This is a genomic window from Burkholderia sp. Cy-637, assembly GCF_011753175.1.
Classification (GTDB): domain Bacteria; phylum Pseudomonadota; class Gammaproteobacteria; order Burkholderiales; family Burkholderiaceae; genus Burkholderia; species Burkholderia gladioli.
In genome coordinates this window covers 1-14383 of record NZ_VWWC01000093.1, presented here as the reverse complement: position 1 = coordinate 14383, position 14383 = coordinate 1, and the positions used below count along the sequence as shown (strand labels likewise).

Here is a 14383-nt window from a genome sequence, read left to right as displayed (position 1 = left end):
GAATTCATAACAAAGGACCGAAGATGGCCGTCATTCCAGCCCGACACGAGTCGAACCCTTCTCCGGAAGCCGCATTCGATCGCACAGCGAAACATTTCGCCGCGAACGCCGTCGCGCGCCGACCGAAGCTGCCGCGCACGCTGCGCCGCCGCGCCAGCCTCGCCTTCGTGCTGGCCGCCGCCTGCATCTCGCTGCCGGCCTGCTCCGACACGCAGCCCGTGGTACGCCCCGGCGAGGATGCCGCCGCGCCGCCGCAGACGCGCCCGAGCGGCGTGCTGCCGCCGCCCAGCGAGCTGTACGGCGAACTGTTCACCGCCGTGCAGACCCAGCAGATCTATCCCGACCAGAAGACCTTCGTCGACACCACGCCCGATGCCGACGCGGCTACCATCATGCGGCTCTACGCGCAGCAGAAGGACGCGCCGGGCTTCTCGCTGCGCGACTTCGTCACCCAGCACTTCAAGCCGCCGGTCGACGCGGTGGTCACGCCGCCGGCTAACCAGACGCTGCGCGCGCACATCGACTGGTTGTGGCCGCACCTGACGCGCACCACCGAGGGCGCCTCGCCCAACGGCTCGCTGATCACGCTGCCCAAGCCCTACGTGGTGCCGGGCGGGCGCTTCCGCGAGGGCTACTACTGGGACAGCTACTTCACGATGCTGGGCCTGCAGGAAGCCGGCCGCGAGGACCTGGTCGACGACATGCTCGACAACTTCGCGCACCTGATCGATACCGTGGGCCATGTGCCGAACGGCAATCGCACCTACTACGCGAGCCGCTCGCAGCCGCCGTTCTTCGCCTACATGGTGGAGCTGGCCGCCGAGAAGGAAGGCAACGGCGTCTATCAGAAATACCTGCCGGCGCTGCGCAGGGAATACGCGTACTGGATGCAGGGCGAGACCGGCACGGCGCGCGGCGCGGCCACCGCGCACGTGGTGACGATGCCCGACGGCGCGGTCCTGAACCGCTACTGGGATGCGAGCGCGACGCCGCGCGACGAGTCCTACCTGGAGGACGTGCAGACCGCGAAGTCGGCGGCTGGCCGGCCGGCTCCGGAAGTCTGGCGCGACCTGCGCGCGGGCGCCGAGAGCGGCTGGGATTTCAGTTCGCGCTGGCTCGGCGACGGCAAGACGCTGGCGACCATCCGCACCACCGCGATCGTGCCGATCGACCTGAACAGCCTGATGTACCACCTCGAGAAAACCATCGTGACGGGCTGCACGGTCACGCACGACGCGGCCTGCGTGGCCGACTTCTCGGCGCGCGCGTCGCGCCGCGACGCGGCGATCAATCACTGGCTGTGGAACGCGAACGGTTATTACGGCGATTACGACTGGCAGCTCGGCCAGCCGCGCGACGGCCTCACCGCGGCCGCGCTGTACCCGCTGTTCGCCGGCGTGGCCACGCCGGATCATGCGATCTCGACCGCCCAGCACGTGCGCGACACGCTGCTGCAACCGGGCGGGCTGGCCACCACCACGCAGAACACCGGGCAGCAATGGGACGCGCCGAACGGCTGGGCGCCGCTGCAGTGGATCGCCATCGAGGGGCTGTCGCGCTACGGCGAACGGCCGCTCGCCGACGAGATCGGCCAGCGCTTCCTGAAGGGCGTGAAGGGCGTCTACGCGAGCGAGGGCAAGCTGGTCGAGAAGTATGTGGTGGAAGGCTCCGGCGTGGGCGGCGGTGGCGGCGGCGAGTACCCGCTGCAGGACGGCTTCGGCTGGACCAATGGCGTGACCGCGAAGCTGCTCGATCGTTACGGGCAGTGAGCGGCGGCTGGAGGGAGGAGAAGGGCGCCGGCCAACGTTTGCGTCGGCGCCCGTGATCCGTCGCGGCCGGGTTGCGTTCACAGGCATCGATGGCGAGGCAGTCGCCGTGAGGCGGCGGGGTTGCGATGCCGCCGGGCGGCATCGCGAAGTCCTGGCCGATCGACGCGCGAGCCGCGAGCGGCGCGCGCGTCGGCCGGTGGAACTCAGGCGAAGGCGTGCGTGAGCGGCGCGCCCGGTTGCGGGCTGCGGCGCAGCGTCGGTTCGTCGTGCGGCTCGACATGCGTCATCGCCGCGCCGAACAGCACCAGCCGATAGCCGATCGAGTAGATCGGGATGATCCGCATGTTCTTGTCGTTGTCGAGCTTGAGCTTCGAACGGATGCGGGAAATATGGGTGTCGAGCGTGCGCGACGAGACGCCGAGTTCGCGGCCCCAGACGGCTTCCTGGATGGCCTGGCGCGGCACGATCTTGTTCATGTTGTCGAGCAGGAATTCGACCACGTCGAATTCGCGCGGCGTCATGTCGACCTGCTGGCCCTCGATCTCGATCGAGCGGCGGATGAAATTGATTTTTATGTTGTCGATGTACAGATACTTGCAATCCATGATGGTCCTCGCAATTAGTCTGATGGCCCCGGAGCGGAACGCCCTCTACTCTGCAATAAGCGGGCCAGCGTGCGAGGTTCGGCGGAGTCGACTGGGAATTTTTCGCAAGCATCTGATTTAAAAGGAATTGTCGGGGTGGCTTCGGAAACGTGAAGTGGGCTTCGCGTTGGCCTGCATGGCGCGCTCGGCAGTCTGTTACGTAGCAAGGGGCGAATTGTTACGGCGCTGTTCCCCTGTGACGTAACGTCAAGGAACGTGAACGTTGCATCGAGCGAAACGTTTGCGCGAATTGGTATGAGGTGTGCAAATTTCCGCCCGGAACGATCGAGGATCGGCTCAGGGCCGCCCGACAAGGGACCGAAGGCGGTGGCGCGAGAGCGAGGAAGCTGGGGCAGCCCGGGATTCGCCGGGCCGGCTTTGGATCCGCCAAGGCGCGGCTTGCGCCGCATGCGAACCTGGCCCGCAAGAGAAAGGCGCCCGGCATTGCGCCGGGCGCCTTGATGATCGGCAGGTGAGGGCTTCGAAGCCGCTCGCTGGAAGTGAGCCGGCGAACGCGCCGCTCATGCAACTTCAGCGAAGAACACCAGCGAGTAACTTCAGCGAACCACGGTGAAGCCGCGGTTTTCCGATTGCGTCGCGCAGCGATCGACGGCCTGCAGGCGCCATGCACCGTCGGAGCTGCTGCTGCCGAGCAGCGCGGTGCCCTGGCCGGCATCGGCGGCGACGCCCATCACGCGATCGATCGACAGGCCCTGAAGCCGGCACAGCGCTTCGTCGCCGTCGGCCGCGCAGAGCGCGACCGCGCCCTCGACATGCTTCACCTTCCCCCATTGCGGCAGATCGATGCCCTGATGCGCCTCGCGCGACCAGAGCTGCTCGTCGGTGTCGACCCACAGCACCGCGTACGAGGCTTGGCGCGAGGTGGCTTGGCTGCTTGCGTTGATCCGTATCGTGAGGCGCATGGAATCGTCTCCTGGATGGCATGGATGAAGGCGGGAAGTAAACAGTCTAGAGGTCTCCCAGCTAAACACAAGATGGGTGCGCAATAAAATTGCCGCACTGGGCATGCGGCCGTCATAGGTTCGCTGCATCGGCCTCGGGAGCGATATCGTTTGCGCATTTTCGTGCCTTATCGGGTGGATCATGTCGCGCGAAGAGGTGTGATGACTGGTGTGTCACGGCGAGCTCACGCGCGGGAATATCGATTCCCGAATCGATCGCTTGGGCGGCGCGGGCGCGATTGCTAGATTGGCCGCCTGCCTGTCGCTTCGTTCCCCTCGATTCCCTGCACGGAGATGCCGATGTCCACCCTCGACGCCACCACCCCGACCTCCGACGTCGCGACGGCCGCCGCCACGCCGGCGGCGTCCACCGCCGCGCGCGCCCACGTGATCGCCTCCGACCAGGAGGCGCTGGCGGTGGCGCGCGAGCTGGCCGCGCGGCTGGCGGCCGGCGCGATCGAGCGCGACCGCGAGCGGCGCCTGCCGCGCGAGGAGATCGAGTGGTTCTCGCAATCGGGGCTGTGGGCGATCACGGTGCCGAAGGCGCATGGCGGCGCGGGCGTGTCCTTCGTGACGCTGACCGAGGTGGTCAAGCTGATCTCGGCGGCCGATCCCTCGCTCGGCCAGTTGCCGCAGAACCATTACGGCCTGGTCGACGTGATCGCGCTGACCGGCAGCGAGGCGCAGCAGCGCGCCTTCTTCGCCGAGGTGCTGGCCGGCCGCCGCTTCGGCAACGGCTTCTCGGAACGCGGCACCAAGCACGTGCTCGATCTGAAGACCCGCATCGTGCGCGAGGGCGAGACCTGGCGCGTGAACGGCACCAAGTTCTACTCGACCGGCGCGCTGTTCGCCCACTACGTGCCGGTGCTCGGCCTCGACGAGGAACGGCAGGCCTGGCTCGCCTACATTCCGCGCGACACGCCGGGCCTCACGGTGATCGACGACTGGTCCGGCTTCGGCCAGCGCACCACGGCCAGCGGCACGGTCAGGCTAGAGGACGTGCGGGTGCCGGCCTCGCACGTATTTCCGGCGCAGCGCGTGTCGGATCAGCCGACCCTGAACGGGCCGATCTCGCAGATCATCCAGGCCGCGATCGACGCAGGCATCGCGCGCGCGGCGCTCGACGACACGCTGCGCTTCGTGCGCGAGCGCTCGCGCGCCTGGGTCGACAGCGGCGTGGAGCGCGCCGCCGACGATCCGCTGACGCTGCGCGAGACCGGCAACCTGGTGATCCGCCTGCACGCGGCCGAGGCGCTGCTGGAGCGCGCGGCGCGCACGCTCGACGAGATCGCCGCGCGCGGCGAGGTGAGCGAGGACGACGTGGCGCGCGCCTCGGTGGCGGTGGGCGAGGCCAAGGTGCTGACCACCGAGGCGGCCCTGCTGGCCGGCGAGAAGCTGCTGGAGCTGGCCGGCACCCAGGCGACGCTGGCCGAGCACGGCCTGGATCGTCACTGGCGCAATGCGCGCACGCATACGCTGCACGATCCGGTGCGCTGGAAGTATCACCTGGTCGGCAACTACTACCTGAACGGCGTGAAGCCGGCGCGTCACGCCTGGAATTGACGAAGCCGCGCGCGACGGCATCGCGTCATGACGAACAGACTCGTCGGTCCAGCGGAAGCGGGCGGGGAATCGTGCGGCGGCCCGGCGAGGCGCGGGCGGGGAAGGGAGCGGATCGCGGCGCGTGCCGCGCGCTCAGTTGGGCGAGGCGACTTCGAGCAGGCGGTCGAGCGCGGAGTAGACGTCGCGCAGCGTATCCGAGCCCAGTTGCTGTTCGAGCTGGCGGTATTGATCGTCGATGCGCGGCCCGATCCGGCGCACCAGTTGGCGGCTGCGCTCGGTCAGCGCGACCAGCAGGCGGCGCTGGTCCTCGGTGGAGCGCATGCGCGTGATCATGCCGTCGCGTTCGAGCCGCTCGAGCACGCCGGTCAGGCTCGGGCTCAGGATGCAGCAGCGCTTCGCGATCTGCCCGGCTTCCAGCTCGCCCTTCGGCTCGCCATCGAGCAGGCGGATGATCCGCCACTGCTGCTCGGTCAGGGAGACTTCCTTGAGGATCGGGCGGAAGCGTCCGATCAGCGTCTCACGAGCCTCGAGCAGCAGCATCGTCAGATTGCGATGGTCAATCGTGCGATTCATGTAAATCGATTCGGGTGTTGCAGGCAGGGAAACAATCTTAACAGGAGGATATGTTTCCGAGGCACCCCGGTTTGATGAAATTCGTGTGTATTTGTGCGCGGATTCGTGAATGGATTCATCAGATCGCAGCAAGCATTGTTAAAGGTTTTCGTTGTGCTTACGAGGCCGGCTTTACGGATCCGGCAAAAAAAACGCGGCGGCCGTGAAGGCCGCCGCGTTTTTCCGCGAACGATCGTGCGCTTTGGCGGCGCCTCGGCGGCACCTCATGGGCGCATCGCTCAGAAGCGCTGCTGGATGCCGAGCGTGGCGCCCACCTGGTTGCTCGCGTAGCCGACCAGGTCGCGCGACACGCTGGTGTTCTGGCCGTGCCGCGCGAAGGCGAAGCCGCCCGAGGCGAACAGCACGGTGCGCTTGGACAGCGCGTAGTTCGCGCGCAGCGAGACCAGGGTCGGGTCGGCGTCGGTGCCGCCCTTGAGGTCCTGGTGGTAGACGGCGGCGATCAGCGTGAAGGTCGGCGTGAACTGGTAGGCGCCGCCCAGCCAGTAGGTGTCGCTCAGTTGCGTGACGTCGCCGGCATGCAGGCTGCGGCGGTAGTTGCGATACCCGGCCATGGTCTTGAGCTTGCCGAAGTCGTAGCTGAGCGCCGCGTGGATCTGCTGCGCATAGTTGACCGGGTCGGCCGGCAGCACGCTGTCGTTGGCGCCGTTCTGGCGGTCGAAGGTCAACACCGCCGCGAACGGGCCATGCTCGTAGCCGCCGGCCACGCCGTATTTCGAGCTGGTCTTGACGCTGCCCGGCGTGTTGCCGAGGCCGACCATCGCGCCGAAGCGGAAGTCGCCGAACTCGCCGTCGTAGCGCACCGCGTTCGAGGCGCGCGTGAACAGGCCGTCCTTGCGGTTGCCGCTGGCCGTCGAACTGGTCGCCCAGGAGTAGTTCTGCGCGTAGCCCATCGGGTCGAAGGGCAGCACGTAGTCGTAGGTGACCGTGAAGTTGCGCCCGAGCGTGAGCTCGCCCCACTTGCCCTTGAGGCCGACCACCGCGCGGCGGCCGAAGATCGAATCGGCGCCGTCGTCGAGCGTGCCGTTGGCGATGTCGATGCCGCTCTCGAGCCGGAACACCGCCTGCAGGCCGCCGCCCAGGTCCTCGACGCCGCGCAGGCCCCAGCGCGAGGTGTTCTTGGTGCCCGAGCGCAGCTTGAAGCTGTCGCCGCCCTGGGGCGCGGCGTGGCTGGTGTATTCGAGGCCGGCGTCCATGATCCCGTAGAGGGTGACCGAGGAGGCGGCCTGCGCGGCGCAGGGGGCCAGCGTGAGCGCGGCGGCGATGGCGGCGGCCAGCGGCGCGGGCGGGCGGCGATGGAGCGGACGGAAAAGCGGGTTCATGCGGTGATGTCTCCAGTCTGGTTGTTATCGATTGGTGAGGACTGCGATAAGAGCGGGCGATGCGACGTGGCTCGTGAAGGACCGCGCTCGATCGTCCCGCGGACGACGGCTGCCGGGCCGGCAGCCTGAAGCGAGGCGGGTGAGGCCTCAGCCCGCCGAGGCGAAGGCCCAGCAGTCGTTGGCCGGGAACTCCAGCCAGTGCGGGCCGGCCGCGCGCGGCACCTGGCCGAACGCGCGCAGCCGCAGCGCGCCGCAATGGAACAGGTATTCCCAGCGATCGCCGAGATACATCGAGGTGACCAGCTCGGCCGGCAGGCGGTTCGCGCCGGGCGCGTCGGCCACCTGCACGCGTTCGAGGCGGATCACCGCCTGCGCCGGCTGGCCCGGCGCGAGCGCCTCGCGCGCCAGCGCCTGCAACTGCCAGCCCTCGCCGGCCAGCGTGACGCGCTCGCCGGCCACCGCCTCGACACGCGCCTCCAGCCGGTTGTTGCTGCCCATGAACTCGGCCGTGTAGAGCGTGCGCGGCGCGCCATAGAGTTCGGCCGGCGTGCCTTCCTGCTCGATGCGCCCGTTGCGCAGCAGCAGGATGCGGTCCGACATCGCCATCGCCTCGGCCTGGTCGTGCGTGACGCACAGCGCCGACAGCCCCAGCGAGACGATCAGCTCGCGCAGCCAGGCGCGCGCCTCCTCGCGCAGCTTCGCGTCGAGGTTCGAGAGCGGCTCGTCGAGCAGGATCACGGGCGGGTTGTAGACCAGCGCGCGCGCGATCGCCACGCGCTGCTGCTGGCCGCCGGAAAGCTGGTGCGGATAGCGGCCGGCGAGATGGCCGAGGCCGAGCTGGTCGAGCGCGGCCTGCACGCGCTGGCGCGTCTCGGCGGCCGACACGCGGCGCAGCTTGAGGCCGTAGCCGACGTTGTCGGCCACGGTGCGATGCGGCCACAGCGCGTAGGACTGGAACACCAGCCCGAGCGAGCGCTCCTCGACCGGCAGGTTCAGACCGCGCGCGCCGTCGAAGAAGGCGCGGGTATCGAGCGTGATGCGGCCGGCATGCGGCTGTTCGAGGCCGGCCACCGCGCGCAGCAGGGTGGTCTTGCCGCTGCCCGAGGCGCCGAGCAGGCAGACCACCTCGCCGGCCTTCAGTTCGAACGACACGCCCTTGAGGATCGGGTTGCTGCCGTAGCTGAGATGGAGATCGTCGACGCTGAGCTTATCCATGAAGTTTGACTCCGAAGCGCAAGGCCACGCCGAGACCGGCGCCGACCATCGCGATGTTGATGACGGACAGGGCGGCCACCTGGTCGACGGCGCCGGTTGCCCACAGCGAGACCAGCAGCGCGCCGATCACCTCGGTCCCCGGCGAGAGCAGGTAGACGGCGGTCGAGTATTCGCGCTCGAAGATCATGAAGATCAGCAGCCAGGCGGCCAGCAGGCCGAAGCGCACCAGCGGCAGGGTGACGTCGAGCGAGACGCGCGCGCGGCTCGCGCCGACGCTGCGGCCGGCTTCCTCCAGTTCCGGGCCGACCTGCAGCAGCGCGCTCTGGATCAGGCGCATGCCGTAGGCGAGCCAGACCACGGTGTAGGCCACCCAGATGCTCCACATCGAGTTCTTCAGCTCGCGCAGGCCCGGCACGAACAGGAAGATCCACAGGAAGGCCAGGCCCGCCAGCAGCCCCGGTACCGCGCGCGGCAGCAGCACCAGGTAGTCGAGCAGGCGCGTGGCCCAGTCGTGGCGGCGATGCCCGGCGAAGGCCACCAGCGTGTAGAAGCCGATCGCCAGCGCGCCGCCGATCACGCCGATGCCGAGCGTGTTGAGGATCGCGCGCACCAGGTTGTCCTGCTCGAACAGCTCGACGAAGTTGGCCAGCGTGAGCACCTCGGCCAGCGCCACGCCCTCGCCCCAGTTGGTGACGAAGGCGCGCAGCACGATGCCCGAGATCGGCACCACTACGGTCAGCGCCAGCCAGGCGATCACGATCGCCAGCGCCAGCCACCGCCAGCCGCCCAGCGGCAGCACGGTGGCGCGCCCGGCCTTGCCCTTGACCGTGACGAAACGGTTCGCGCTCCTGAGCAGGCGACGCTGCAGCAGCACCAGCGGGAAGGTGATCGCGACGATGCAGATCGCCACCGCCGCCATCAGGTGGTAGGACGGCACGCCGAGCTTGTTGGTGAGCTTGTAGAGGTAGGTGGCCAGCACCAGGTGGCCTTCCGGATCGCCCAGCACCAGCGGTAGCCCGAACACCTCGAAGCCGAGGAAGAACACCAGCACGCCGGCGAACAGCAGGGCCGGCATGGTCATCGGCAGGCTCACGTCGAGCGCCACGCGAAACGGCCGCGCGCCCGTCACGCGCGCGGCTTCCTCGACGTCCGAGCCGAGGTTGCGCAGCGCCGCCGAGGCATACAGGTAGACGTGCGGCACGTGGGTCAGGCCGACGATCAGCGTGATCGCGGCGATCGAGTAGATCTGCCAGGGCAGCGTCTGCAGGCCCGTCAGCTCCTTGAACCAGACCGAGTAGAAGCCCACCGGCCCGGCCGCCACCACGTAGCCGAAGGCCAGCACCATCGGCGAGACGAACACCGGCGTGAGCAGCAGCGGCTCGAGCCAGCGGCGCCCCGGCAGGTCGGTGCGCACCATCAGGAAGGCCAGGATGCCGCCCAGCGGGATCGAGATGAACAGCATGCCGCCGGCGATCGTGAAGGAATTGCGCACCGCCGACCAGAAGTCGGGATCGCTGAAGATGAAGCGGAAGCCGTCCAGGCCGAAGCTGCGATTGGCGTCGAAGAAGGGCGCCGACAGCAGGCTCTGGAACAGGATGAAGCCGAGCGGCAGCGCGACCGCGACGGTCAGCACCGCGACCACGAGCCAGCGCAGCATGCCGGCCAGCGGCCTGAGGCCGCCGCGGCGCGGCGCGGGAATCGCGGCGCCGGCGCGCGTGGATGGCGCCGTGTCGGCGGCACCGGGAGGACTGGTGGTGAGCATGAGTTCGCCCCTGCGGCCGCGCGGGCCGCATCGTATGAAGTGGGTGGGGAGCGCCCGCGCCCCCGGACGCGGCGCGGGCAGGCGAGGGCGCCGCCGCAGGGCGATGCCCCGCGTTCAGCGCCGGCCGTCTAGCGCTTGATGGCCTGCTGCCATTGCTTGAGGAAGGCCAGGCGCTTGGACTGGTCGAGATAGACCAGCAGGCCCGCGCCGATCTGGATCGGCTTGAGCGAATCGCCGAGCGACTTGGTGAGCGCCGTCATCGAGGTCTCGCCCTGCACGTCGCCGCGGATCGAGTAGAGGTTGGCCTGGTTCGCGATCAGCGTCTGGCCGCGCTGCGAGAGCAGGTAGTCGACCCACAGCTTCGCCGCGTTGGGGTTCTTGGCCTGCCTCGAGATGGTGGCCAGGCGGCTCACCACCTGGGTGTAGTCGCGCGGGAACACGTAGCCGATCGACTTGTCCTTCTTCGCCTTGGCATAGGCATACGAGCCGATGATGTTGTAGCCGATCAGGTTCTCACCCGAGGATATCCGCTCCATCATCGCGCCGGTGCTCGACTGCAGCTTCGGCCCGGTCGCGCCGATCGCGCGCACCAGCTCCCAGGTGACGGTCTCGTTGACGTGCGCGTCCTGGGTCAGGTAGTTGAAGCCGACGCCCGACTTCTCGATGTCGTAGGTGGTGACCTTGCCCTTGAAGCGCTCGGGCTGCGACTGCAGCAGCTTGATCAGCTCGGCGCGCGTCTTCGGCACCTCGTTGTCGGCGATCAGGCGCTTGTTGTAGACGATCGCCAGCGGCTCGAAGGTGGTGCCGTAGGCCTGCTTCTGGTATTGCGCCCAGCCGGGGATGTGGCTGGTCTCGGGCGAATCGTAGCTGGCCATCAGGCCGTCGTTGACGAGCTTGATCTGCAGGTCCATCGCCGAGCTCCACAGCACGTCGGCGCTGGTGCTCTTCGCCGCGTTCTCGCTGATGTAGCGGTTGTACAGCTCGGTGCTGTTCATGTCGTTGTATTCGACCTTGACGCCGTACAGGCTCTCGAAGTCCTTGATCAGCGGGCGCACCAGGCTGGTGTCGGTGGTCGAGTAGACGATCAGCCGGCCTTCCTGCTTCGCGGCGTCGATCACGCCCTGGTAGTTACCCGGATAACCGGTCGGCACCTGCGCTTCCGCGACGCCGGCGGCGAGCAGGGCGGCGGTGGCCAGAACGGCCGCGCGGCCTGTCTTTGCGTGCTGCATGTCTTCCTCCAGATGAAACCCCGGGCGGGATTGTGTTCGTTTGTGTGACGCGGATCGTAAGCGGCGGGCACTTTCAGTCTGCTTTCGTTTCGGGCCACAATAGCGTCCGTTTCGTCATGGATTTCCCGAGGTCGCGATGCGCGTGCTGCTGGTCGAAGACAATCCCTCCCTGGCGCAGTCGCTCACCGACGCGCTGGCGGCCGCGCGTTTCGCCGTCGATCACATGGCCGACGGCGAGGCCGCCGACCACCTGCTGCGCACCCAGGACTACGCGCTGGTGATCCTCGACCTGGGCCTGCCCAAGCTCGACGGGCTGGAGGTGCTGCGGCGCCTGCGCGCGCGCCGCAACGCGGTGCCGGTGCTGATCCTGACCGCGCACGGCTCGGTCGAGGATCGCGTGCGCGGCCTCGACCTCGGCGCCGACGACTATCTCGCCAAGCCCTTCGAGCTGACCGAGCTGGAGGCGCGCGCGCGGGCCCTGATCCGCCGCAGCAACGGCCACGAGCAGACCCGCGTGGCCTGCGGGCCGCTCGAGTTCGACAGCGTCGACGGCGGCTTTCGCCTGGCCGGCGAGCCGCTGGCGCTGACGCCGCGCGAGCGCGCCGTGCTGGAGGTGCTGATCCTGCGCAATGGTCGCGCGATCAACAAGGAGGCGCTCTCGGAGAAGATCTTCGGCATCGACGAATCGGTCAACGCCGACGCGATCGAGATCTACGTCTACCGGCTGCGCCGCAAGCTGGAAGGCCGCGGCGTGGCGATCGTCACGCTGCGCGGGCTCGGCTACCTGCTGGAAGCGAAGGACCCATGCGTCGCCTGAACCTGCGCGTGCAGGTCGCGCTGTGGCTGCTCGCGCCGCTGCTCGGGCTGCTCGCGCTCGATTCCTGGCTGACCTACCAGCGCGCGATGAGCGCCGCGCACCACGCCTTCGATCGCACCCTGGCCTCCTCGCTGAAGTCGATCCGCGAGGGCGTGCGCCTGGACCAGGGCGAGGTGATCGTCGACCTGCCCTACCTGGCGCTGGAGATGTTCGAGTCCAACGACGGCGGCAAGATCTACTACCAGATCCGCGAGGACGGCGGCCGCAACGTGACCGGCTATCCGGACCTGCCGCAGCCCGAGGCGAATGCCGAGCCGTTCCAGCCGGTGTTCTACGACGCGCCCTATCGCGGCGAGCAGTTGCGCATGGCCGCGCTGCGCCTGCCGGTGCACGACGTGCCGACCGCGCAGACGCGCCTGGTGCGCGTGCTGGTGGGCGAGACCATCGAGGCGCGCCAGGCGCTGGCGCGCGAGATCCTGACCGGCTCGCTGAAGCAGGAGGCGCTGCTGATCGTGCTGGCGCTCGGCATCGTCTGGTTCGGCGTGTCGCGCGGGCTGCGGCCGCTGTCGCGGCTGTCGGCGGCGGTAGCCGCGCGCGCCGAGGACGATCCCGCGCCGCTGCCGGCCGACGGCCTGCCCAGGGAGATCGCGCCGCTGGTCGAGTCGATCAACCAGTACGTGGCGCGCATCCAGCGCATGCAGGTGGCGCGGCGGCGCTTCTTCGCCGATGCCGCGCATCAGTTGAAGACGCCGCTGGCCGCCGTGCAGGCCGGCGTCGAGCTGGCGCAGCGGCCCGCCGAGGCGCCGCGCGCGAGCGGCCATCTGCGGCGCGCCGGGCTGGCGGTGCGGCAGGCCGCGAAGCTGGTGCAGCAGTTGCTGTCGCTGTCGCGGCTCGAATCGGACGGCGGCGCCGCGCTGGAGCGCCGCCGCGTGGCGCTGCACCGGCTCGCGCGCAGCAGCACGCTCGACTGGTCGCCGGTGGCGCGCGCCCACGGCATCGACCTGGGCTTCGAGCACGAGGCCGACGTCGAGGTGGTCGCGCGCGCCGATCTGCTGGCCGACCTGATCGGCAACCTGGTCGACAACGCGATCCGCTACGCCGGCGACGGCGCGGTGATCACGGTGCGGATCGGCCGGGAGGGCGGGCAGGCTCGGCTCGACGTGATCGACGACGGCCCCGGCATCGCCAGCCTGGAGCGCGAGGCCGTATTCGAGCGCTTCTATCGCAGCTCGGCGACGGAATCGGTGGAGGGTTCGGGGCTGGGCTTGTCGATCGTGCGCGAGATCGTGCGCGTGCACGAGGGCGAGATCGCGCTGGGCGATGCGCCGGGAGGCGGGCTGGTGGTGACGGTGCGGCTGCCGCTCGCGCCGGCGGCCCTGCCGGCGCGGGCGGAGCCGGGCACGGGCGCCGCCTAGCCGGATCGGCGAGGTGGTTGCGGGCGCAACCGTCCCGCGAGTGCCGTCGCGGCCGCGCCGGGCTCAGGCGTCGAAGCCGATTTCCGCCTCGAGCGGCTGGCCCACTTCCAGCACGCGCGTGCCGGCGCCGCTCTCGGCCAGCACCAGCACGCCGTGCTTGCCGAAGGTCAATTCGCCGTTGAAGCGTTCGCTGGCGCGATAGGTGCTCATGGTGTCGAGCGGTTCGTGCGGATGCTGCGGGTTCGGGCCGCCGAGCGCCTGGTCGACGTCGGGCACCGGGCAGCGCGTGCAGAGCTTGACCAGCCGCAGCCGGATCGGGCCGCTCGCGGCCTCGATGTCGAGATGCTCGACGTAATCCTCTTCATAGGCATCGAGCCCGCTGATCACCAGGTTGGGCCGGAACCGGTTCATCGGCACGGCAGGCACGCCGCGCTGGCCGAGCCGCGCGTTCAGGTCGTCCAGCGAGGACTGGCCGATCACCATCACCGGGAAGCCGTCGGCGAACTGCGTGTGGGTGCTGAGCTCGCCGGTCCACTTGCGGGTCACCTCGCGGCGCACCTCGGGCGCGAAGCGCACCAGCCGCACCGTCAGGCCGAGGAAGGCGCTGAACCAGCGCGCGGTGGCCTCGCCCGTGTCGAGCGCTTCCATGCTGTCCTTCCAGACCGTCACCGACAGGCGCGGCGCGTCGCCGAGCGCGAGCGCGTCGAGCGGCGTGCGCAGCGGCGGCATGCCGGGCGCCTCGACCAGCAATTCGGTTTCGCCGATCGCGATCTTTACCAGCGCCAGGCGCGGATGCGTGCGCTGCGTGATCATCGAGCCCGAGGGTTCGACGATCAGCCAGGCGCGGTCGTATTCGAGGCCGCTTTCGAGCAGGGTCGCGCGCGTGAGCGAGATGCCCGCGCAGGATTTGATGGGGTAGACGAACAGTTCGCTGAGGGTCGGCATGGAGGCGGCGCGCGGCAGGGGCGCGATGGGCGGGCGGCAATCCGGGATTTTGCCAGATCGGCGGCGCGCGGTCGCGGCGGCGTTGCGCTTGCGCCGCCGGCTGCCGCTCA

The 14383-nt window shown here is 69.2% G+C and carries 12 protein-coding genes; 4 read left to right on the top strand and 8 right to left on the bottom strand.

Features of this window, described 5'->3' with window-relative positions:
- Nucleotides 1–23: 23 nt before the first annotated feature.
- The gene (treA, locus tag F3J10_RS22365; RefSeq protein WP_240155679.1) at nucleotides 24–1769 is read left to right on the top strand and encodes an alpha,alpha-trehalase TreA; all 1746 of its coding nucleotides are present in this window, start codon (nucleotides 24–26) and stop codon (nucleotides 1767–1769) included.
- A gap of 203 nt (nucleotides 1770–1972) precedes the next feature.
- Here treA and F3J10_RS22360 read toward each other — a convergent pair whose 3' ends face one another.
- Nucleotides 1973–2374 carry a winged helix-turn-helix domain-containing protein gene (locus tag F3J10_RS22360; protein WP_025097552.1) on the bottom strand — a complete coding sequence of 134 codons (402 nt, stop codon included), beginning with the start codon at nucleotides 2372–2374 and terminating at the stop codon, nucleotides 1973–1975.
- Between the two features lie 596 nt (nucleotides 2375–2970).
- Complete coding sequence (locus F3J10_RS22355) at nucleotides 2971–3336, bottom strand: DUF3564 family protein (protein WP_025097551.1); 366 nt, start codon at nucleotides 3334–3336, stop codon at nucleotides 2971–2973.
- Between the two features lie 339 nt (nucleotides 3337–3675).
- On the opposite strand from F3J10_RS22355, the gene F3J10_RS22350 reads away from it, so the two are divergent.
- Complete coding sequence (locus F3J10_RS22350; RefSeq protein ID WP_167243005.1) at nucleotides 3676–4938, top strand: SfnB family sulfur acquisition oxidoreductase; 1263 nt, start codon at nucleotides 3676–3678, stop codon at nucleotides 4936–4938.
- A gap of 132 nt (nucleotides 4939–5070) precedes the next feature.
- On the opposite strand, the gene hpaR is transcribed toward F3J10_RS22350, so the two are convergent.
- From hpaR to F3J10_RS22325, 5 genes are all read right to left on the bottom strand, one after another.
- Entirely contained in the window at nucleotides 5071–5511 is a 441-nt protein-coding gene (gene hpaR / locus F3J10_RS22345) for a homoprotocatechuate degradation operon regulator HpaR (protein ID WP_025097549.1), read from the bottom strand.
- Nucleotides 5512–5789: 278 nt separating this feature from the next.
- Entirely contained in the window at nucleotides 5790–6890 is a 1101-nt protein-coding gene (locus F3J10_RS22340; protein WP_167243004.1) for a porin, read from the bottom strand.
- Nucleotides 6891–7037: 147 nt separating this feature from the next.
- A complete protein-coding gene (locus F3J10_RS22335) occupies nucleotides 7038–8105 on the bottom strand; it encodes an ABC transporter ATP-binding protein (RefSeq protein WP_025097547.1) in 1068 nt (355 codons plus the stop codon).
- Nucleotides 8098–9867, bottom strand: a complete 1770-nt coding sequence (locus F3J10_RS22330) for an iron ABC transporter permease (RefSeq protein ID WP_167243003.1) — start codon at nucleotides 9865–9867, stop codon at nucleotides 8098–8100. The genes F3J10_RS22335 and F3J10_RS22330 overlap by 8 nt, the downstream gene beginning before the upstream one ends.
- A gap of 128 nt (nucleotides 9868–9995) precedes the next feature.
- Nucleotides 9996–11096, bottom strand: coding sequence for an ABC transporter substrate-binding protein (locus tag F3J10_RS22325; RefSeq protein WP_167243002.1), 1101 nt, complete (start codon nucleotides 11094–11096; stop codon nucleotides 9996–9998).
- A 136-nt stretch (nucleotides 11097–11232) separates the two neighbouring features.
- Between F3J10_RS22325 and F3J10_RS22320 the strand changes: the two genes are divergently transcribed.
- Both F3J10_RS22320 and F3J10_RS22315 read left to right on the top strand, forming a co-directional pair.
- Nucleotides 11233–11913 (top strand): response regulator, encoded by a 681-nt coding sequence (locus F3J10_RS22320; RefSeq protein WP_025097544.1) that lies wholly within the window; start codon nucleotides 11233–11235, stop codon nucleotides 11911–11913.
- Nucleotides 11901–13328: a sensor histidine kinase gene (locus F3J10_RS22315; RefSeq protein ID WP_167243001.1), complete on the top strand. Its 1428-nt coding sequence runs from the start codon at nucleotides 11901–11903 to the stop codon at nucleotides 13326–13328. The genes F3J10_RS22320 and F3J10_RS22315 overlap by 13 nt, the downstream gene beginning before the upstream one ends.
- A gap of 63 nt (nucleotides 13329–13391) precedes the next feature.
- Here the strand turns inward: F3J10_RS22315 and F3J10_RS22310 are convergent, their stop codons facing one another.
- Nucleotides 13392–14273, bottom strand: coding sequence for an MOSC N-terminal beta barrel domain-containing protein (locus tag F3J10_RS22310; protein ID WP_025097542.1), 882 nt, complete (start codon nucleotides 14271–14273; stop codon nucleotides 13392–13394).
- Nucleotides 14274–14383: the final 110 nt, after the last annotated feature.